General features: G+C 69.6%; 16 protein-coding genes. 3 read left to right on the top strand and 13 right to left on the bottom strand.

What is annotated here, in order from left to right; translation table 11 throughout:
- Nucleotides 1-204: 204 nt before the first annotated feature.
- Complete coding sequence (locus tag ABNF93_RS04665) at nucleotides 205-1,500, top strand: DUF222 domain-containing protein (protein ID WP_349326268.1); 1,296 nt, start codon at nucleotides 205-207, stop codon at nucleotides 1,498-1,500.
- A 349-nt stretch (nucleotides 1,501-1,849) separates the two neighbouring features.
- On the opposite strand, the gene ABNF93_RS04660 is transcribed toward ABNF93_RS04665, so the two are convergent.
- The 8 genes from ABNF93_RS04660 to ABNF93_RS04625 all read right to left on the bottom strand — a co-directional run bounded on the left by ABNF93_RS04660 (nucleotide 1,850) and on the right by ABNF93_RS04625 (nucleotide 11,861).
- Entirely contained in the window at nucleotides 1,850-2,869 is a 1,020-nt protein-coding gene (locus ABNF93_RS04660; RefSeq protein ID WP_349326267.1) for an adenylosuccinate synthetase, read from the bottom strand.
- A gap of 57 nt (nucleotides 2,870-2,926) precedes the next feature.
- A complete protein-coding gene (locus ABNF93_RS04655) occupies nucleotides 2,927-3,772 on the bottom strand; it encodes a TrmB family transcriptional regulator (RefSeq protein WP_349326266.1) in 846 nt (281 codons plus the stop codon).
- Nucleotides 3,773-3,830: 58 nt separating this feature from the next.
- Nucleotides 3,831-4,886, bottom strand: coding sequence for a DUF3048 domain-containing protein (locus ABNF93_RS04650; RefSeq protein WP_349326265.1), 1,056 nt, complete (start codon nucleotides 4,884-4,886; stop codon nucleotides 3,831-3,833).
- Nucleotides 4,887-5,067: 181 nt separating this feature from the next.
- Nucleotides 5,068-6,033, bottom strand: coding sequence for an LLM class F420-dependent oxidoreductase (locus ABNF93_RS04645; protein WP_349326264.1), 966 nt, complete (start codon nucleotides 6,031-6,033; stop codon nucleotides 5,068-5,070).
- Nucleotides 6,034-6,137: 104 nt separating this feature from the next.
- The gene (cydC, locus tag ABNF93_RS04640) at nucleotides 6,138-7,814 is read right to left on the bottom strand and encodes a thiol reductant ABC exporter subunit CydC (protein WP_349326263.1); all 1,677 of its coding nucleotides are present in this window, start codon (nucleotides 7,812-7,814) and stop codon (nucleotides 6,138-6,140) included.
- Nucleotides 7,811-9,490, bottom strand: coding sequence for a thiol reductant ABC exporter subunit CydD (gene cydD, locus ABNF93_RS04635; protein ID WP_349326262.1), 1,680 nt, complete (start codon nucleotides 9,488-9,490; stop codon nucleotides 7,811-7,813). The genes cydC and cydD overlap by 4 nt, the downstream gene beginning before the upstream one ends.
- Nucleotides 9,487-10,452, bottom strand: a complete 966-nt coding sequence (gene cydB, locus ABNF93_RS04630) for a cytochrome d ubiquinol oxidase subunit II (RefSeq protein ID WP_349326261.1) — start codon at nucleotides 10,450-10,452, stop codon at nucleotides 9,487-9,489. The genes cydD and cydB overlap by 4 nt, the downstream gene beginning before the upstream one ends.
- Nucleotides 10,443-11,861, bottom strand: a complete 1,419-nt coding sequence (locus tag ABNF93_RS04625) for a cytochrome ubiquinol oxidase subunit I (RefSeq protein ID WP_349326260.1) — start codon at nucleotides 11,859-11,861, stop codon at nucleotides 10,443-10,445. The genes cydB and ABNF93_RS04625 overlap by 10 nt, the downstream gene beginning before the upstream one ends.
- A gap of 165 nt (nucleotides 11,862-12,026) precedes the next feature.
- Between ABNF93_RS04625 and ABNF93_RS04620 the strand changes: the two genes are divergently transcribed.
- Together ABNF93_RS04620 and ABNF93_RS04615 are read left to right on the top strand one after the other, a co-directional pair.
- Nucleotides 12,027-12,407, top strand: coding sequence for a BlaI/MecI/CopY family transcriptional regulator (locus ABNF93_RS04620; protein WP_349326259.1), 381 nt, complete (start codon nucleotides 12,027-12,029; stop codon nucleotides 12,405-12,407).
- The gene (locus ABNF93_RS04615) at nucleotides 12,404-13,333 is read left to right on the top strand and encodes a M56 family metallopeptidase (protein ID WP_349326258.1); all 930 of its coding nucleotides are present in this window, start codon (nucleotides 12,404-12,406) and stop codon (nucleotides 13,331-13,333) included. The genes ABNF93_RS04620 and ABNF93_RS04615 overlap by 4 nt, the downstream gene beginning before the upstream one ends.
- A 44-nt stretch (nucleotides 13,334-13,377) precedes the next feature.
- Here the strand turns inward: ABNF93_RS04615 and ABNF93_RS04610 are convergent, their stop codons facing one another.
- The 5 genes from ABNF93_RS04610 to mutM form a co-directional block, all read right to left on the bottom strand.
- Nucleotides 13,378-13,557, bottom strand: coding sequence for a hypothetical protein (locus ABNF93_RS04610; protein ID WP_349326257.1), 180 nt, complete (start codon nucleotides 13,555-13,557; stop codon nucleotides 13,378-13,380).
- A 17-nt stretch (nucleotides 13,558-13,574) separates the two neighbouring features.
- Nucleotides 13,575-14,228, bottom strand: coding sequence for an IucA/IucC family C-terminal-domain containing protein (locus ABNF93_RS04605; RefSeq protein WP_349326256.1), 654 nt, complete (start codon nucleotides 14,226-14,228; stop codon nucleotides 13,575-13,577).
- A gap of 164 nt (nucleotides 14,229-14,392) precedes the next feature.
- The gene (smc, locus tag ABNF93_RS04600; protein WP_349326255.1) at nucleotides 14,393-17,962 is read right to left on the bottom strand and encodes a chromosome segregation protein SMC; all 3,570 of its coding nucleotides are present in this window, start codon (nucleotides 17,960-17,962) and stop codon (nucleotides 14,393-14,395) included.
- Nucleotides 17,963-18,208: 246 nt separating this feature from the next.
- Nucleotides 18,209-18,406 carry a hypothetical protein gene (locus tag ABNF93_RS04595; RefSeq protein WP_349326254.1) on the bottom strand — a complete coding sequence of 66 codons (198 nt, stop codon included), beginning with the start codon at nucleotides 18,404-18,406 and terminating at the stop codon, nucleotides 18,209-18,211.
- 350 nt (nucleotides 18,407-18,756) lie between these two features.
- The gene (gene mutM / locus ABNF93_RS04590) at nucleotides 18,757-19,623 is read right to left on the bottom strand and encodes a bifunctional DNA-formamidopyrimidine glycosylase/DNA-(apurinic or apyrimidinic site) lyase (RefSeq protein ID WP_349326253.1); all 867 of its coding nucleotides are present in this window, start codon (nucleotides 19,621-19,623) and stop codon (nucleotides 18,757-18,759) included.
- Nucleotides 19,624-19,649 lie beyond the last annotated feature (26 nt).

The following is a 19,649-nucleotide window of genomic DNA, read 5'->3' as shown; positions in this document are numbered from 1 at the left end:
ACCTCGAGCGGCCGGGCGCTCAGCACCTTTGCCGATCCACCCACCTCGAGCGGACACATGGGGCCCGCTACCACGATCGCCCCGCCGCGCGAGCGGGCAGATCCCCTTGTGCATCGAGGAGTTCCGGCTGTGATCGCGTCTCGGCAGACAGTTGATCTTGTGGTCACGATTCGGTAGAATCGCTGATATGTTCGACCACGGGGTGTGGACTTCTCGGTGCTGGCGTCGGCCGCGCCGGGTCCTGAGCTTGCCGCTGTGTTGGCGGGGATCGACATGGCGGCGATCAATGGTCATGCGCGTGTGGTGGTGATGGCCGCCTGGGAGCGGCAGGTGTCGTGGTCGAACGCGCAGCTGTATGAGGCGATGGCGTTCGTGGCGCGTTCGCCTGCGTGCACACCGGATTCACCGCCTGAGGTGAACGCGTCGTTCTCGGAGTTCGCCTCAGCTGAGGTGGGTGCGGCGCTGGGTTTGTCGCCGGGGTCGGCTGATCGGGAGTTGTCGTTCGCGTTCGAGTTGACCGAGCGGTTGCCGGGCACCCGTGCCGCACTCGCGGAGGGGACCATCAATCTGGGCAAGGCGCGGGCGATCGCCGAGGAGACCTGCTGTCTGTCACCGGAACTGGCGCGGGTGGCGGAGGAGTTCATCCTTGCTGCTGACGCTGCGGTCGGGATGGGTTTGACTCGGGCGCAGTTGGTGCGGCGGCTCCGGCGGAAAGTGCTCGAGCTCGACCCGGACGGCGCCGAGCAGCGACGGCGGGAGGCGCAGCAGGGCAGACGGATCCGGTTCGGTGCGGGAGTGGACGGCACCGGCAGCATCACGGGACAGGACCTGCCGATGGCGGGCACCGCGGCGGCCAGGGTGTTCGTCAAGACCCTCGCCAGACGCATCAAGGGCGAGGGTGATGGCAGGACGTTGGCCCAGATCGAGGCCGACGTGTTCCTCGACCTCCTCCGCGGCCGCCACCCCAACCCCGCTACGCCCGGATCCACCGACGGATCTGCTTCCGGTGCCGAGACGACTGCCCCCAACGGAACCGCAGAACCCTCTGATCACGCAGAACCCCCTGATCACGCAGGACCCTCCGATGACGCAGCCTCGCAGAGACCTGCCGCGGGTGCGGACATCGACCTCGACGGCCGCGCAGACGTCACCGCCGGCAAGGCATGGTCAGGTCTCGACACCGGGATTGACCTGGATGACCCCGGTGATGGCGGAAAGTGTGTCGAGACAGGCGACGAGCACCTGGTGGCCAAGGTCGAACTCATCGCCGACCTCGAAACCTGGCTCCGCCTCGGCGAAAAGGCAGGCGAACTCGCCGGCCCTCGGCGCCATCACCACCGCCGTGATCGACGACATCAAGAACGCCGCAGCAGGCGGGTTCGAATACTGCCGCACCGTCACCATCAACGACAAGGTCGTCTACCACCAAGCTTCCAGCCGCCGCTACAAACCCACCACCACCCAACGCCGCCTCATCCAAGCCACCCACCGCACCTGTAGCCCAACCCGGCTGCAGCCGTCCCGCCGTCGCCTGCGACCTCGACCACACCATCGAACACCGACTCGACGGACCCAGCTGCCTGTGCAACATGGCCCCACTCTGCCGACGACACCACCGCGCCAAACACGAAGCCGGCTGGTGGTGGACCCACAACCGACCCGGCCACCTCACCACCCAAAGCCCCCTCGGCCACACCTACACCGTCGACCCCGAACCGCCACCCAGCGCCGACGAACACTGAGCCGGCAGGCAACCCAGCGCCGACCGGCAAGCTTCGACGGCGCCGCCCCGCCCCCGCGCGATGTTCCCGATGGGGCGCAGACCCGTCGTGCGCCACGCCTGATCAGGTCAGGTCACACCACTCGCGAGATCGATCATGTCGGACAGTCGCGGTCCCGTGTCGAGGAGCGTCACCGGAGCACCGGTCACGTCCTCCACCCGATCGATCAACGCCCGCACGGGTGCCGTGACGTCGGCTGCCGAGCGGGCGCCGCGCATGTGCGGATCAGCGTGGTCGCAGAACGTCAGGGCGATCTTGGTCGGCCCGTTCAGCATCGTGGCGTACTCCAACAGACCCCAGTCGAGGCGCGCAGCCTTGCGTCGCGGACGCCCCGTCACGACGCCGTACTCCGCCACACCGCGACGCAGAATCTCCTGCTCGCACAGCTCGAACGGCAACGGGCCTTCACCCGCTCGTGTCGGCAGTGCCTTGACCACCATCACCACGTCCGAGACGAGCTGCCAGTTGAGTCCGACGTCATCCATCGCAGCCGCGGCGGTGCAGTTGTCGGAGGTCGTGTACGGATACTCCGAGCTGAACGCCAATGACAGCAGGGTTCCCTGAGAACCCTCGACGAGCACGTCACCGTCCCGCGCCGCCGCGTTGACGGCCTTGGCGACATCGGTCACATAGGGCGCCAGGTCCGGGAGCTCCCGCGCCTGCCGCGCTCGGCGCAGGATGAAGTCTGCTCGTGCAGCACCGTTGCCCGTACACGTGGAGCCGACCACGCCGGCGAGATGGGCGTCCTTGCGCTCGGCGGCGATGTGGTCGGGGGTGATGAGGGCACAGCGCCCGTCGACCAGCGCCCGCCCGGCCAGGTCGAACCGCGAAACCTCGGCGAGGAAGACCTCCGGGTCGACGAGGACGCCCGACCCCACGGCCACCGTGGTCGACGGGTTGAGCCATCCGGTCGGCAGCTGCCTGGCCTTGACCAGGGTCCCGTCGTCGAGGGTCACGCTCGCGCCCGCGTTCGTTCCCACCCCCGCACGTACCGTCAACGGCACGTTGTCGCGCCTGGCAAGGTGTGCGCACACCTTGCCCTTGCCGGAGTCGCCCCACATGGCATCCACGATGATGACGGCACCCATGGCAGTCCCTTCGTTCGTACGGAGGAATTCGTCGGCAGGTACGGCAAAAGCGCCAGGTCAGTCGGGTAGGAGCTCGTTGACGGCGGCGGGGTCAGCGCCGAAGCCGACGACGGACATCAGCCGGCTGGCCTGGTCGGGTGGGAGCAGGCGTGCCCGCAGCTCGACCAGGTGCCGGCCGAAGGCGCCTTCCAGTTCCGGGCGTAGGCGTTCGTAGATGGCGGCGAGGTACGCCTCGTCGCGGATGAGTTTCTCGACGACCCGCAAAAGGGCGGGATGCGCGGTGTAGACCGCACCCGCGGGTTCGTCGAGCGAGGCGATCAGCGCCGTGGTCGAGTCGACGGCGAGGGTCAGGACGTGCCCGCCGACCGTCATGTCCTGGGGTTCGTGCCGGTAGACCTCGCCGAAGTCGACGGGTACGTCGCCGAAGACGTTGACGACGACCTGACAACCGGTCTGCGCGGCCGAACGCAGGGCCGGCCCGAGCCAGGCCAGGTCGTCGGCCATGACACAGACGGCCACCCGTTCGCGGGCGTCGGCAACGAGCGCTCCGGCGCGTTCAAGGACGGCGTCGCGACCCCGCAGGGTCCAGAAGGCGGCCGGCTCGGAGGGCGTGGCCATGGCGGCCAGGTCGACGATCAACGCCTCGCAGCGCGAGGCGGTCTCGCGCTTGACGCGGCCGAGGACCTCCGCGGGTGGCAGGGCGACGAAGCGGGCCGGCGAGTCGCTGACCTGCTCGACGACGCCGCGGTCGCTGAGCCCGGCGAGGACCTGGTAGACGTTCGCCCGCTGCAGGCCGGCCACCTTGGCGATCTCGTAACCGGTCGCCGAGGGCTGGCGTAGGAGGGCGACATAGACGCGCGCCTCCTGGGAGGAGAACCCGACCTGCATCAGTCGTTCGATCACATACGCAGACCCTAGGCGAGGAGTAGTAGTGCGCGCAACTACGTAGGGCCCGTGGGGGCTACGACGGCAGCTTGAAGACCACCCAGACCTGGCCCGGCGCGAAGGTCATCGGCTTCCCCGCAGGTGTCGTGAACGTCGTGCCGCCCGTGGCACGTGGCCGCGACCAGCGGGCGTCGTACGCCCGGCCGTCCCGGAGGACGAGCGCCTTGCCCTTGCCCACCGACGCGAAGTTGGGCGTGATGTTGCCCCACTTGTCGCCGAGCTTGGACGGCTTGCGGGCGACGTTCTGCACCACGACGGTCGCCGGCTTCGGTGGTGCACCTCCGGTCATGCGGACCGGATCACCGTCCATCGAGACCAGCCACCGGCGTTCGCTCGCCGACCAGCGGAACCCGACGCGGAACGCGGGGTACCGCACGGTCTCGCTGCTCACCTTCCGACCGCCCTCAGGCGCGTCGCCGAACCGGAATCCGATGTCGCGGGCGGTGCTCGCCTTGGGCGCGTCCGCGAGCAGGCCCTTCGGCGAGGCGTAGAGGTTGTGGGGCGCCGGGCGCGAGTCACCGCGGAAATACGGCGAACCCGCATGGGCCGGCGACACGTCGTGGAGGGGCGCCCGCGCGATCACCGGCAGCAGCCGGCTGTTGGCGCCCGAATACGCGAACGCGGGCTGGCCGAACTGGCGGAGTACTTCGAGATCGGACTCCCGCGCGCTCCGGACCGGGCCGACGGTGGAGGGCAGCCGGGACGAGAAGACCGCCATGAGCCGGGCGAGCCCCGCCTCGACCTGCTCGACATAGATGAGGTCCGCACTGGCTAGCCCGGTCTGCGGGCGGGCCTGGCCGACGTTGTCGATCTTCACCGCGAGGACCGGCCTACGCCACTTGCCGGACAGACCGGTCAACGGGGATGTCGCTGCCGTGCGGGTCGGGGTCGGGCTGGGAGTCGCCGACGGTGACCGGTTGGGCGTCTTCGTGGCCGTCGGCTTGCGAGGGGCTGCGCCCCCGGCGTCGTCGTCCTGACCCGCGCACGCCGCCAGAGCGGCGAAGCAGAGCGCGACAACGGCAACGAGGGCGACAAACGGTGCGGATGATTTCTTTGAGGCAGAAGCCGGCATTCGCGGAACTCTCGAGAGGCGGTGGGGGCGGATCAGGCGGGCTACGCCGCCTACGGAAGGCACCAGGCTAAGGGTCGGCCGCTAGCCGGTTCCCCCCGCCGCGCCGAAACGCGCACGTGGGAGGGCTGGCGCGGCCGCCGCACCACGGCCGCACCCGCCCTCGCACCACGCGAAATGCCAGTTAGCTGAAGCGAGGAATGACGTCGGATGCGAACCGGTGCAGGGGTTCGTGGTCGTAGGCCACACCAGGGATGTACGTGATCAGATAGTCAGCGCCGGCTTCCAGGAGCTCCTCGATCTGGGCGGAGATCTCGTCCGCCGTGCCGATCACGTTGTTCTTGTTGAACTCCTCGAGGCTGGTCCGCCCGCGCGCCTTCGCCGTCACCTTCTCGAGGTCGGCGCCCTTCTCGACCGGGAAGACGGTGATGCTCGTCGACTTGATGATGTCGTCGTAGTTGCGGCCTTCCCTGTCGCAGTGCTGGCGAAGGATGTCCGCCTTGTGCTTGAAGGTCTCCGGGTTCCCGCCACCGATGTTGGCCGCGTCGCCGAACTTCGCGACGAGCCGCAGCGTGACCTTCTCGCCACCGCCGCCGATCCAGAACGACGGGTGGGGCTTGCGGGCGCCCTTGGGCTCGTTGTAGGGCTTGTCGATCGAGTAGTACTTGCCGTTGAAGACCGGCGCGTCCTCGGTCCACATCTTGTAGATGATCTCGGTCGCCTCACGGAAGGCGCCCATCCGGTCCTTCAGCGAGGTCCACTCGTAGCCGTAGGCCTTCCACTCGTGCTCGTACCAACCCGCGCCGAAGCCCGCGTACAGCCGGCCGCCCGCCGCGACGTCAACGGTGGATGCGATCTTCGCGTAGAGCGCCGGGTGGCGGTAGCCGTTGCAGCCGACCATCTGACCGACGTTGATCCGCTGGGTGTCACGCACGAGCGTCGACGTGATCGTCCAGCATTCGAACGTGGTGTTCTGAGTGGGCTCGGGCACCGTGTGGAAATGGTCGAAGACCCAGATCGAGTCCCAAGGACCTGCGTCCGCGGCCTTGGCGACCGCGGTCATCGCTTCGTACTGCTCGACCGGATCGGCGATCTCGGTGAGATCCATCCGCCAACCCTGGGGTACGAATACACCAAACCGCGCAATCATGCGTTCTGTTGTCCCTTCGTCGCACCCGCCCACCGGATGCTGAGGTGGGGGCGGGTTCCGATGGCGAAGCCATCGGGGGGTAGGAGTGTCACTGCCGTTGGACCCTACCGATAGCCGGCAAACGTCAGGGTTTCGCGCACGTTGCCATCGGCAGGAGAGGCCGGTATCGGTCGAAAGGTTTCGAGACGCTTCACCTCGTCGACCCACTCCGGCGGGACCGGGCGGTGCGTGACGAGGACGACTGTGCGGCCGGGAGGTTGGGCGCTCAACAGGTCGACGGTCAGCTCACCGGCCATCGCGGCGTCGAGGTGCTCGGTCGGCTCGTCCAGGATCAGGACCGGTGCCCGGCTGAGCAGGGCGCGGGCGAGGGCGAGGCGCTGGCGTTGTCCGCCGGACATGCGTACGCCATGCTCGCCGAGGCGGGTGGCGAGGCCGGCTGGAAGCGATTCCACGAAGGTGAGCAACCTCGCCCTGCGCAGGGCGTCGCGAAGCTCGTCCTCGCTGGCGTCCGGGCGGGCGAGGCGGAGGTTCTCCGCGACCGTGGTGTCGAAGACGTACGCCTCCTGCGAACTCAGGCAGACGATCCGGCGTACGTCGTCCCCCGACAGCTCACGCAGGTCGACACCGTTGACCGTGATGCTGCCGCGGCCAGGTTCGACGAACCGCACCAGCGCCTGCGCGAGCGTGCTCTTGCCGCACCCGGTCGGACCCACGAGCGCGACCCTGTGTCCCGGTGGCAGGTCGAGGTTGACACCGGTGAAGACCCATGGCGCGGTTGGCGTCCAGCGCACGGCGAGGTCGGTGACGCGGAGGTGGTACGGAGGCTCCGGCAGCGCGCGGGGCACCGCTGGCTCGCGCACCACCGGTGCCGCCTGCCCGATCGCGCGGACGCGGGCGAGCGCGGGGGCGGAGCGTCCGGCGGCCGCGGCCGCGAGCGGCAGTCCTGTCCACACGTCGGCCAGCGCGAGCGGGGTCAGGACGAGTACGGCGAGGAGGACCGGAGTCAGCTCACCCGAGTCGACAGCCCGGGCGCCGAGGGCGAGACCAGACCACGTGATCGCGCCCACGAGCAGCAGAAGGAGCGCACCCCCGAGACCGGAGCTCCAGGCCGACCGTGCTTCCGCACGGCGCAGCGCATGGTCCGTCGCCCGAAGGTCCGCCAGTGCCGGTCCCGTCGCGCCGTAAGCGAGCAGATCCGGAGCGGCGTCGAGCAGCTCGGTCGTCTTGGCCGCAAGCGTGCCCCGCCCAGGTGCGCGTGCGCGCTCGGCGCGACGGCCGGTCCGTGACACGAGCCACGGAACGCCGATCAGGCAGAGCCCCGAAGCGACCGCCGCCACTCCGCCTGCGGACGGAAGGATGAGAGCGAGCAGCGTGACGGTGGCGGTACCGGCGAGTGCCGCGACGATGACGGGGAGAGCGACCCGCAGGACGAGATCCAGGACCGCATCGACATCGTTGATCAGACGCGCCATCAGGTCGCCGGAACGGAAGGCCGGGGGCCCGTGGGGGGCCAGGCGTTCCAACCGGGTGTACGTCCGATGCCGCACCTCACCCAGGAGCCGGTACGCGGCGTCGTGGGCCAGCAGTCGTTCGGCATAACGAAGGACGCCACGTCCGAGGGCGAACGCACGTACGCAGACAATGGCCACCATCAGCGCAAGGACAGGTGGCTGTTCGGCCGCGTTCGCGATCAGCCACGCGGACGTGGCCAGCAACGCGATCGCACACGCCGCCGCGGCGACACCGGCGACGGTCGCGAGGGCGAGCCGGAGGGCGATCACGACACCGTGCACATGGGATCGGGCGCCACCAGGCCGGGTCGGGAGGTCGGGGCCTTGTGCAGAGGGACCTCCACGACCCGGTCAGCCAGGGTGAGCAGGGCGGGCCGGTGGGTGACGAGCAGGGTCGTGTGCCCTGAGTCGCGCAGAGTGCGGGCGATGCGTTGCTCGGTGACGAGATCGATGCCTGCGGTGGGTTCGTCGAGCAGCAGTAGGCACTCGCGGCCCGCTGCCCGACGCGCCTGCGCCCGCAGGAAAGCTCGGGCCAGCGCGACTCGGCGTACCTGCCCTGCCGAGAGCCCGGAACCGCGCTCCCCCACCGGCCGCTCGGGATCGAGCGCGGCGGCGCCCGCAGCGGACAAGGCTGTCCCGACCTGCGCGTCGGTCGCATCCGGAGCGCCCAACCGGACGTTGGAGCCCACCGTTCCGGCTTGCAGGCAAGGACGTTGCGGCACCCAGGCGAGCCCGGCCCGCCAGTCGTCGCTGTCGAGTTCGGCCACGTCGACCGGTCCGAGGCGTACGTGTCCTGCGGTCGGAGCGACGAAGCCCAGCAGCACGCCAAGAACCGTGGACTTCCCCGCACCGCTCGGCCCGCGTAGTGCGAGCAGTTCACCCGGACGCAGCGTGAACGACAGACCGGAGACGGCGGGTTCGGCCCGATCGGGATACCTGACCTCGAGGTCGGCGACCGTCAAGCTGGCCTTGCCCAGGTCCCCCACAGTCTCCTGTCGGCGCCCGCGCCCGTCGGATGCTTCCCGCGTCTCCAGCACCCGGAACACCTCGTCTGCCGCGGCGAGCCCGTCCGCACTCGCGTGGAAGTGCGTCCCGACCTGACGGAGTGGGAGGTACGCCTCGGGTGCGAGCACGAGGACGAGGACGGCCGTGTGCAGGTCGAGGTGCCCGTCGACCAACCGGAGGCCGACTCCGACCGCTACCAGAGCAAGCGACAACGTGGACAGGAGTTCGAGCACCAGCGAGGACAGGAAGGCGATCCGCAACGTGGCAAGGGATTCCGTGCGATGCCGCTCGGAGCTACGGCGGAGGAGGTGGGCCTGTTGCCGCGCCCGACCGAACGCCTTGAGGGTCGCGAGCCCCGCCACCGTGTCGGCGAAGTGGTGCGCGAGGACGGCGAGGGCGCGCCACCGGCGCCTGGTCCGGCTCTGCGTCGCGAGCCCCACGAGCGCCATGAACACCGGGATCAGCGGCAACGTCGCGCCAACGGTCACGGCGGCGATCGCATCGACGCCGAACATGTACGCCACCAACGAAACCGGCACGATCACGGCCAGCACGAGTTGGGGAAGGTACCGGGCGAAGTAGCCGTCGAGCGCGTCCAGGCCGGTGGTGGCCAGTGTGGTCAACGCTGCCTTGCGTTCTCCCGCGAGCCAGGACGGGCCAAGGGCAAGAGCATGAGCCAGCAGGCGTTGACGCAAGGTCGACTTGACAGCGGCCGAGGCACGTCCCGCGGCCATCTCCTGGAGCCACATCAGCACGGCCCGGCCGACGACGACCGCGCCGAGAGGGACCAGGACAGGCGACCCGTCCGCGATCCCGTCGGCCAGCAAGCTCGCCTGCGCGATGACGAGACCGGCAGCTGCCGCACCGAGCGCCACGCAGAAGCCTACGTACAGGCCCGTCGCTCTCGCCTGCCGCAACAGGCGCGGGTCCAACGGCCTCATCCTGCGACCCGTCGCCGGAACACCCAGTAGCTCCATCCCTGGTAACCCAGCACGAGCGGAACGAAGAAGAGCGCCACCCAACCAAGGACCGAGAGCGCGTAACCGGACGACGCCGCACTCGTCACGGTGACGCCGGTACCGGAGTCAAGCGTCGACGGAATCAGCGCCGGGTACGCCGACACCAGCACCGCCGTGATCGTGCAGCCCACCGCGATTGTCGTCCCCGCGAACGCAAGGGGGTCGTGACGCACCAGCAGACCGATCATCAGGCAGCCGCCCGCCACGGCTGCGAGCCAGGCACCCGGGCCGCCCGAGCTCGCCGTCCACGCCAGGAATCCGCCGCACACCGCGACCACGGGTGGGCCCATCCGCCGGCGCGCGATCTCGGCCCGGCGACGTAGGTCCCCGGTCGTACGAAGTCGCAGGAAGGTCGCACCATGTGCCAGACACAAGCCCAGCAAGGCGATGCCACCCAGCAGTGCGTAGGGAGAGAGGAGCTCCCGCACGCCACCGGCGTACTCCCCGGACGCGTCGAGCGGCAGCCCGCGCGCCGCCCCTGCCAGCGCGACCCCCCAGGCCAGTGGTGGTACGAGGGAGCCGAGCGCGACGCCGAGGTCGCAGCGGCGCCGCCACACCGGGTCGTCGTGCTTGCCGCGATACTCCAGCGCGACTCCACGCACGATGAGCGCCGCCAGGATCGCGACCAGCGGCACGTAGTAGATGCTGGTGAAGCCCGCGTACCACGCAGGAAATGCCGCGAACATCGTGCCGCCCGCGACGACGAGCCACACCTCGTTGCCGTCCCAGAACGGCCCGATCGTCGAGAGCAGGACACCGCGCTCCGCCTCGTCGCGACCCAGCACCCGTGCGAGCATGCCGACGCCGAAGTCGAAGCCCTCCAGAACGAAGTAGCTCGTCCAGAAGAACGCGGTCAACCCGAACCACAGGGTCGTCAGCTCCATGCCGGCACCTCGTCGTCCTCCTGCGTGCCATCCCCGGCATACGACTCCTCTGTCGGATGTGCGGAAGGAAGCCGGCTCGCCGCTCGGCGGAGCAGCCCGACCTCGACCACGGTCAACGCGCCGTACATCACCGTGAAGACGGCGAGTGAGAACGCGACCTCACCGGCCGTCCGGCCCGGCGACATCCCGTCGGCCGTCTGGAACAACCCGAACGCAAGCCATGGTTGACGCCCACCCTCGGTGAAGAGCCAACCGGCGCTGCTCGCCAGCAGCGGCAGGACCGGGACGACGAGTGCGGCAGGGCCGACCACCTTGTGGGCAAGCAGACTCGGCCGGCGCAGGAGCAGCAGACCCAGCAGCGCGAGGACGACAGCGAGCACCCCCAGCCCGATCATCAGCCGGAAGCTCCAGTAGGTCACCGGGACGTTCGGAACGTAGTTGCCGGGGCCGAAGGTCGCCGCGTACCGCTCCTGCAGGTCATTGACCCCGTGCACCCGGCCGCCGACGTCACCCGTCGCGAGGAAAGACAGCAGTTCGGGCAGGCGAATACTCCACAGCTCCCGTCGACCGTCTGCGGTGCCGATCGTCAGAAGCGAGAAGCCAGCGGGTTGTTCGGTCGCGAAGAGCCCTTCGGCCGCGGCCACCTTCATCGGCTGCAGCCGGGTCAGGAGCTTCATCATCGAGTCGCCCGTCACCGCGAGCGCCGCGCCCGCGACCAGCGTCACGACCGCACCGAGCTTCGCCGCCGTCCGGAACGCCACGAGCTCCCCCGCCGGTCGCCGGCGCCGGGCAAGGTGCCAAAAGCCCAATCCCGCCACGAAGGCGCCGCCGGTCAGGAAGCAGGCCGCAGCCGTGTGCAGACCCGCCTCCACCGCCATCGGGTTGGTGAGCAGCGCACCGAAGTCGGTGAGCTTGACGCGTCCGGTCGCGGGGTCGAGCCGGTAGCCGACCGGGTGCTGCATCCAGGCGTTGACCATGAGGATGACGTACGCCGAGATCTGCGTACCGATCGCGACCAGCCAGATGCACCCGAGGTGGACGAGCTTCGGCAGACGTTCCCACCCGAAGACCCACAGCCCCAGGAACGTCGATTCGAGAAAGAACGCCAGCAGGCCCTCAATCGCGAGCGGCACGCCGAAGACCTCTCCCACGAAAAGGGAGTAGGCACTCCAGTTCATGCCGAACTGGAACTCCTGAACGAGCCCGGTGACGATGCCCACCGCGAAGTTGATGACGAACAGCTTGCCGAAGAACCTCGTGAGGGCGAGGTACCGTTCGGCCTTGGTGATCACCCAGGCGGTCTGCAGCCCGGCCACGATCGCGGACAGCCCGATCGAGAGCGGGACGAACCAGAAGTGGTAGATCGTCGTGAGGCCGAACTGCCACCGCGCGAGGTCCACGACGTCCATGGCACAAATACTACGGCATGTAGTACGACGTTATGTCGTAAGCTTGGTCACACCCGGCGCGGCTGGGTCACCTTCGTGGTTGTCGGATCACCTTCCTTGTCCGCGTGGCCGATCCCACATTCCCATGGCCGAGCTCCTACGACACGGCGTCGTAGGATGGGCGCCATGGCACGGCTGGGCAACCTCGAACGCGACGTCATGGAACTCGTCTGGTCCGCCCCCGACCCCGTGACCGTCCGCGAAGTGCACGAGACCCTCGCCCGTGACCGCGACATCGCCTACACCACGGTCATGACGGTGCTCGACCGGCTCGCCAAGAAGTCCGTCGTACGCAGGGTCCGCGACGGGCGGGCCTACCGCTACGAGGCCGCCGCGGGCAAGGACCAGCTGATCGCCGGCCTCATGCGCGAAGCGCTCGACGACGCCGGCAACCGCGCCAACCGGGCCGCCGCCCTCGTGCGCTTCGTCGACCAGGCATCTCCGGAGGAGGCCGCCGCCCTGCGCGACGCCCTCGCCGGCCTCGAGCGGCGCGACGACGCGCCATGACTGTCGCCGCGCCGACGACACCGGTGATCCTCGGCATCCTCGCCCTCCTGCTCGCCGGTCCGGCGCCGTTGCTCCTGGCCCGCGCCAGCTGGCCCTCCCGGGTGCCGCGCGCGGCGATCGTCCTGTGGCAGGCACTCGCACTCGCGGCGGTCCTCGCCGCGCTCGGCGCGGGTCTCAGCCTCGGCCTCGACATCGTGTTCCAGCCGTTCCCCGGGCCGGCCGAGATCGCGGCCCATGCCCTGGTGACGACCCTCACCTGCGTCGTCGCCGCCCGCCTGGCCTGGACGACCGCGCGGGTCGCCATTCGTACCCGTGCCCGACGCCGGCGCCACCGCGACCTGCTCGACCTCGTAGCCGCCGCCCCGGCGGAACCTGACGGCCCTCGTGGGCTTGGCGGACCCGGCATGCGGATTCTCGCCGAGGAGACGCCGTTCGCCTACTGCGTGCCCGGCGTCCGCCGCCCCAGGGTCGTCATGTCCTCGGGCGCCCTCGAACGCCTCAGCCGCGCCGAGGTCGCCGCCGTCCTTGCCCACGAACGCGCCCACCTGCGAGCCCGCCACGACCTGGTCCTGGAGGCGTTCACCGCTCTCCGCGAGGCGTTCCCCCGCTTCTTCCGCGGCCGTACGACACTGCGGCAGAACCAGCTCCTCGTCGAGATGCTCGCCGACGACGCGGCTCGGGACCGGGTGGGCGCCCAGCCGGTGGCGCGGGCACTCGTCGCCCTCTCCGCCACCGCCGCACCGGCCGGTGGCCTCGCCGCCACTGGCACCGGGACGCTCCAACGGGTACGCCGAATGGCCGAGCCCCACGCGGATCACCGGGTGCTCGCGATGTTCTGCTATCTCGCAGCCGCGGCCGTCGTCGCCGTACCGACCGTGACCGTCGCCGTGCCATGGCTACTCCGGGTCGCGGCCCTGCTCGACTGAACGCTGCGCCCCGGCATCCGGAACTCCTCGACCGCCGAACGTCGCTAGGCGGCCTTGTCCAGACCCTCGTCGTCCTGTTGCTGCTTCTGCTTTGGTCGTACCTGCTTGGCCAGCCGGACCAGCTCCTTGCGCAGGTCAACGCCGCCGATGATGGTCGCGACCATCGCCAGGACGACCAGGGCAACAGCCACGATCAGTAACAAGCCACCTACCATTGCAGTCACACATGGACGATCCCCGGCTAGGTGTCGGCGCCAAACCCCACAGCACGCCGGCCGGGCCGATCGAGCCGCTGGATCGGGCAGTAGTCGCACACGCTCGGCGTCCCGCACCGGAAGGCCAGGCAGCAGGTCCGACGTCCGATCTCACCGCTGGCGTCGACATCGACCAGGCCGGCAACCTCGGGACCGACCGCTGCGAGGAACGCCGGGACCTCCCGCGCCGGGTCTGTCGTGCGTTCGGCCAAGGGATAGGCGAGGGCGTGCGCGACCGAACCCCACAGCAACCGCTGCCCCGCACGGGTCATGGCGTTCAGCCGTTCGACGAACGGTCTGAGGTGGCCGGCGATGAGGTGGGTGGCCAGACGGGCGGCGAGATCATCATCGGGCGCCGCCTCGGTCGGCGTCGTCTCCACGGCGATGTACGGAGGATCCATGGCCAGCTGCAGCTGGACCGCAGCCAGGCTCAGATCGGCTCGCGGGTCCTCCAGCGCGACCTGCACGACAAACCAGCTGTACTGCTTCCAGAAGAGCGCGGCGGCCACAGCGGGAGTGCAGGACCAGGCGTACTGGATCTCCCGCAGGTGCCCGGCGAGCTCCTGACGGCCAGGATCGACCAGCTCGCTTGCCCTCAGGGAGGTCACTCGCGGCGGCGTGAGCACCGGCTGTCCGCTCACGTCACTCGCCTCCCGGTGATGGCCATGAGCGTGGGCTGGGATCCCGCGTCGATGAGTGCATACCCGCCGCTCGACACCGGCACAGCTTAGGGAAGGCTAACCAAGGTAGGCAAACTGGGGGCCGCGACCGGCCGCCATCCGTCGTACGCCGGACAACCCAGACGTCAGGCGGACTCGGCCTCGCGGATTCGCTGACTGATCACGACCGAGACACCGTCGCCGCGCATCGACATGCCGTAGAGCGCGTCGGCGACCTCCATCGTCCGCTTCTGGTGGGTGACGACCAGGAGCTGACTGGTCTCGCGGAGCTCTTCGTACAGCTCGAGCAACCGCCCGAGGTTGGTGTCGTCGAGCGCGGCCTCGACCTCGTCGAGGAGGTAGAACGGGCTCGGCCGGGCCTTGAACAGCGCGACCAGGAACGTCACCGCCACGAGCGACCGCTCGCCACCGGAGAGCAGGGACAGGCGCTTGACCTTCTTGCCCGGCGGGCGGGCCTCGACCTCGACGCCGGTCGTGAGCATGTTGTCCGGATCGGTGAGCACGAGGCGACCCTCGCCCCCCGGGAACAGCCGGCCGAAGATCTCCGCGAACTGCTTTTCGGTGTCGTGGTAGGCCGACGTGAAGACCTGCTCCACCCGATCGTCGACCTCGCGGACGATCTCGAGCAGGTCCTTCCGGGTCGCCTTGAGATCCTCGAGCTGCTCGGTGAGGAACTTGTGGCGTTCCTCCATCGCGGCGAACTCCTCGAGCGCGAGCGGGTTGACCTTGCCCAGGATGCGGAGTTCGCGTTCGGCCCGCTTGAGCCGCTTCTCCTGTTCGGCCCGGTCGTACGGCTTCGGCTCCTCCTCCAGTTGCTCCTGCTCCTCCCCCGGCACGGGAATCGAGGGGGGCACAGTGACCTCGGGGCCGTACTCCGCCATCAGCGTCGCAGGCTCGATGCCCAGCTCCTCGACGGCGCGCTGCTCCAGCTGCTCGATCCGCAGCCGCTGCTCCGCGCGGGCCATCTCGTCCTTGTGGACGGAGTCGGTGAGCGTGTCGAGCTCGGCGTTGAGGGCGCGCACTCGCTGCCGGGCCGCCTGGACCTCCGCCTCTCGGGCGGCGCGCGCCTGCTCGGCCTCCTGGCGTTCACGCCCGGCGGCGGCGAGAGACACGTCGAGGCGGGCGAGTACCTGCTCCACAGCAGCCAGGACCGCGGCCGCCACCTGGGCCTCGCGGGCCCGGCGCTCGCGGCGCGCCCTGGCGCGCTCACGCGCGGCCCGCTCCTCGCGGGCGGCGCGTTCGAGCGAGTCGGCCCGCCCGGAGAGTGCCCGGCCGCGTTCTTCTGCCGTACGAAGGGCGAGGCGGGCCTCCATCTCGCGCTGCCGGCACTCGCGGCAGACCTCGGCGAGCCGGTCGCGCTCGTCGGTGGAGGGCTCTTCGTCGCTCGCGTCCTCGGCGTTGGTGAGACGTTCCTCGAGCTCACCCAGGCCGGCCTGGTCGCGCGCCATCGCCGCACGCGCCTCGTCGATCGTGGTGCCCAGGCGGTCGGCCTCCGCCCGGGCGGACCGGGCGGTCGAGCCGAGCTCACCCAGCCGCTCGCTGACCGCGGCCAGCTCGGCGTCGGACTCGTGAAGTCGGGCCAGCGTCTCCTCGACCCGCTTGCTGGCGACCGCGCGCTCCTGCTCGACTTCCGTGCGTTCCGCCCCCAGTCGCTCGGCCCGGTCACGAGCCTGGCGCAGCCGCTCCTCGGCGTCGTCGACCGCGGCCTGGACCTCGAGCAGGCTGGGCTGGGCCGCGGACCCGCCATGACCTACGTGGACGCCGAGCAGGTCACCCTCGCGCGTCACCGCGACGACCTCGGGCCGGTCCGCCACGAGCGAGCGTGCAGCCGCCAGGTCGTCGACGACCGCGACCTTCGCCAGCAGGCGGACCAGAGCGGGCAGGATCTCCGCGGGGGCAGAGACGACGTCCACGGCGTACCGGGCGCCGACCGGCAGCGCCGGCCAAGCATGGGGGTCGTCCTGGGCGACGGGGTTGGTGCCACCGAGGACAAGCCCGGACCGGCCGAGATCCTCCGAACGCAGATGCAGCAGGGCACCCACCGCAGCGTCGACCGACTCGACCGCGACGGCGTCGGCGGCCCGACCGAGCGCTCCGGCCACCGCCGCCTCGTAGCCCGGCTCGACCGAGAGCAGGGCCGCGACCGAGCCGAGCAGTCCTGAAACCCGGTCTGTCGCCGCCAGCAGCTCCGCGGCTCCGTCCTTGCGGGACAGGCCGAGCTCGAGAGCCTCCTTGCGCGCCGCCTGGGCGGCCCGCTCCCGCTCGGCCTCCTGCTCGGCCTGCCGGAGCGCGTCGAGGCGCTCCTTGAGCGCGTCGAGGACGCCACGGGCCTCCTCATGCTGGGCGTCCAGACCACTCTCGCCCGCGTCGAGGCTCATCACCTGCGACTCCAGGGCAGTGAACTCTCCCCCGGCGGTCTCGGCACGTGCCTCGGCCTCGACCCTGGCGGCAGTCAGGCGGGCGATCTCGTTCTCGCGGGTCTCCAGCCGGCTGCGTACGGTGTCAACCTGGCCGGCGAGCCTGGCGAGTCCCTCCCGGCGGTCGGCGGCGGCCCGCAGCAGGGCCGCGATCCGGCGTTCCTCCTCGGCGTGGGCCCGCTCCTGCGCCTGGCGGTAGCCGATCGCCTCGTCGAGCGCGACCTGGTGGCCCTCGACCTCGGCCGCGATCTGCTGCTCCTCCTCACGGACACGAGCGGCGTCGGCCTCGAGCTGGTCGGGATCGCGGCCGCTGCGCTCCTCCTCGCGGGCCTCGGACAGGTGCCGGCTGCGTTCGTTCGCCAGGCTGGCGGTGCCGCCGAGCCGCTCCTTCAGGCTGGACAGGCGGTACCACGTCTCCTGTGCCCGTGCCACCCGTGGCGCGTCCTCGCGCAGAGCCTCCTCGAGCTCGGCCTCCTCGCGCTGCAACCCGGTCAGCTCGGCCTCGACGGCCGCCCTGCGCTCGCGGAGCGCGTTCTCGTCCGCCACTTCCTGGGCGAGCGTGGTAGAGAGCTGGACGAGATCGTCGGCAAGGAGCCGGGCGCGAGCATCACGGGCGTCGGCCTGGATGACCGCCGCCTTGCGCGCCGCCTCGGCCTGCTTGCCGAGCGGGCGTAGCGCCCGGCGGATCTCGGTGAGCAGGTCCTGCAGCCGGGTGAGGTTGCCCTCGGTCGCATCGAGCTTGCGGAGGGCCTTCTCCTTGCGCTTGCGGTGCTTGAGGACGCCGGCGGCCTCCTCGATGAAGCCGCGCCTGTCTTCAGGAGTCGCGTGCAGGATCGTGTCGAGCTGGCCCTGTCCGACGATGACGTGCATCTCCCGGCCGATGCCGGAGTCCGACAGCAGCTCCTGGATGTCGAGCAGCCGGCAGGTCTGACCGTTGATGGAGTATTCCGACCCGCCGTTGCGGAACATGATCCGGCTGATCGTGACCTCGGAGTAGTCGATCGGCAGAGCGCCATCGGTGTTGTCGATCGTGAGGACGACCTCGGCACGCCCGAGCGGAGCCCGCCCCGACGTGCCGGCGAAGATGACATCTTCCATCTTGCCGCCACGCAGGCTCTTCGCGCCCTGCTCGCCCATCACCCAGGCGATGGCGTCGACGACGTTGCTCTTGCCGGACCCGTTGGGTCCGACCACGCAGGTGATGCCTGGCTCGAAGTGCAGGGTCGTCGAGGACGCGAACGACTTGAACCCGCGGAGCGTCAGGCTCTTGAGGTACAACGGGGCGACTCTCCTTGGTTGCGCGCGGACCACGAAGCCGGGGGCGGCCGTCCCGACGATACTCGCGCCGAGCCCGCTGGCCGAAACCGACGCGCACCCGCGCACGCAACGGCGTCGGACAGGTCACACCTTCGTGACGGCCGCGACAAGTGCAGCGGTCCGGACATACCAAACGGGACGCCTCCTGGAGGCGTCCCGTCAGTCGTTGGTAGTCGAGGCAGGTCTGCGGATCGAACTCCGGCTCCCTCAGGTCAGCGCAGGCTCGTGCTGCGCTTCGATGGTGAGCAGCTGTCCTTCGTGGACAGCCGCGTTCAGGGAGTCGTTCTCGGCCTGGAGACGCATCACGTGCGCCTCCAACTCCGAAACTCGTTGCTGCAGACGTCGCACCTCGGAGACCAGACGGGGGTCAGGGCCACCGACGTGGCCGAGGAGCGCTTTCGCCATATGGGGTCCTCCACGCTGAGAGACCGAAAGGATGGGCCAGAAATCGGCACAGCACTCAAGTTTGGCAGGGAGTGCTGGCGGCTTCTCTAGCGTCTCATCAGACGGCCATGCCGTCAAGGTGACGGGGTGGCCACGCAAAGTAGCTCCATGGTCGCGCTACCCACCCAATCGCTTACTAGCAGGTCCGCATCGGCATTCCTCTGATGAATCGTGACGTCATCCTCATCGCGCCACACCATCAACACTGCCCGTCATCGTCACGGTTCACCACAGCGACGTACCGCACGTCGTCAAGCACGGCTTGCCTGCCTTCGCGCGAAACGTCCGGGAGTCCACACCCACCTGCCCACTCACCACCGTCCGCGCCGTGGCCGCGGCTGGCACCGTCGGCAGGTAAAGGACGAACGGTTCATGAACGCCTCGCGTCGAACCGGTGTGCCACACCGTCCACACGGCTCACCCTCACGACCATAGACCGCGAGCGAGCGTTCAAAATAACCGCTTTCTCCGTTGACGTTGACATACAAGCGGTCAAAGGAGGTTCCGCCGGCCTCCAGTGCGGAACACATCACCTCGCGGACCGCCGTGAGCAGGCGCGAGATCTCGGCCTGCCGCAGATGTTCGGTCGCCCGCGCGTAGTGAAGACGAGCCCGCCACAACGCCTCATCGGCGTAGATGTTGCCCACGCCCGAGATCAATTTCTGGTCGAGCAAGGCACGCTTGACACCGGTACGACGCTTTCTGACCGCCGTCGAGAATGACTTGTCGTCGAATTCCGGATCGATCGGATCACGGGCGATGTGAATGATCTCTTCGGGCAGTTCCGCGCCCCCGACACTGAGCGACATACCGCCGAACATCCGCTGATCGACAAAACGAAGTTCAATGGGTTCTTGGCCGGCAACATCGTCGAAGCGAAACCGTATCCGAAGATGCGGTTCATCACCGGCATCAAGGGTTTGGAGGACGAATTGCCCACTCATTCCCAGGTGGGCCAGAACGGCGTCACCGGAATCGAGTGGGAGCCAGAGGTACTTCCCCCGACGACGGGCCGCGACGACACGCCGTCCCACCAGCCGGTCACCGAAGTCGCGCGGCCCCGCCAGATGCCGGCGCACCGGCCGGGGATGGCGAACCTCCACCGAAGCGATCCGGCGGCCGACGACGAAGCGTTCCAGCCCTCGCCGTACCACCTCGACCTCAGGCAGCTCAGGCATGACCGGATCCGGGTGGGTGGGTGGGT

The sequence above is a fragment of the Actinopolymorpha sp. B9G3 genome, assembly GCF_040120725.1.
Lineage (GTDB): Bacteria > Actinomycetota > Actinomycetes > Propionibacteriales > Actinopolymorphaceae > Thermasporomyces.
The sequence above is the reverse complement of the archived record's forward strand: the minus strand, read 5'-3'. Positions and strand labels throughout refer to the sequence as shown.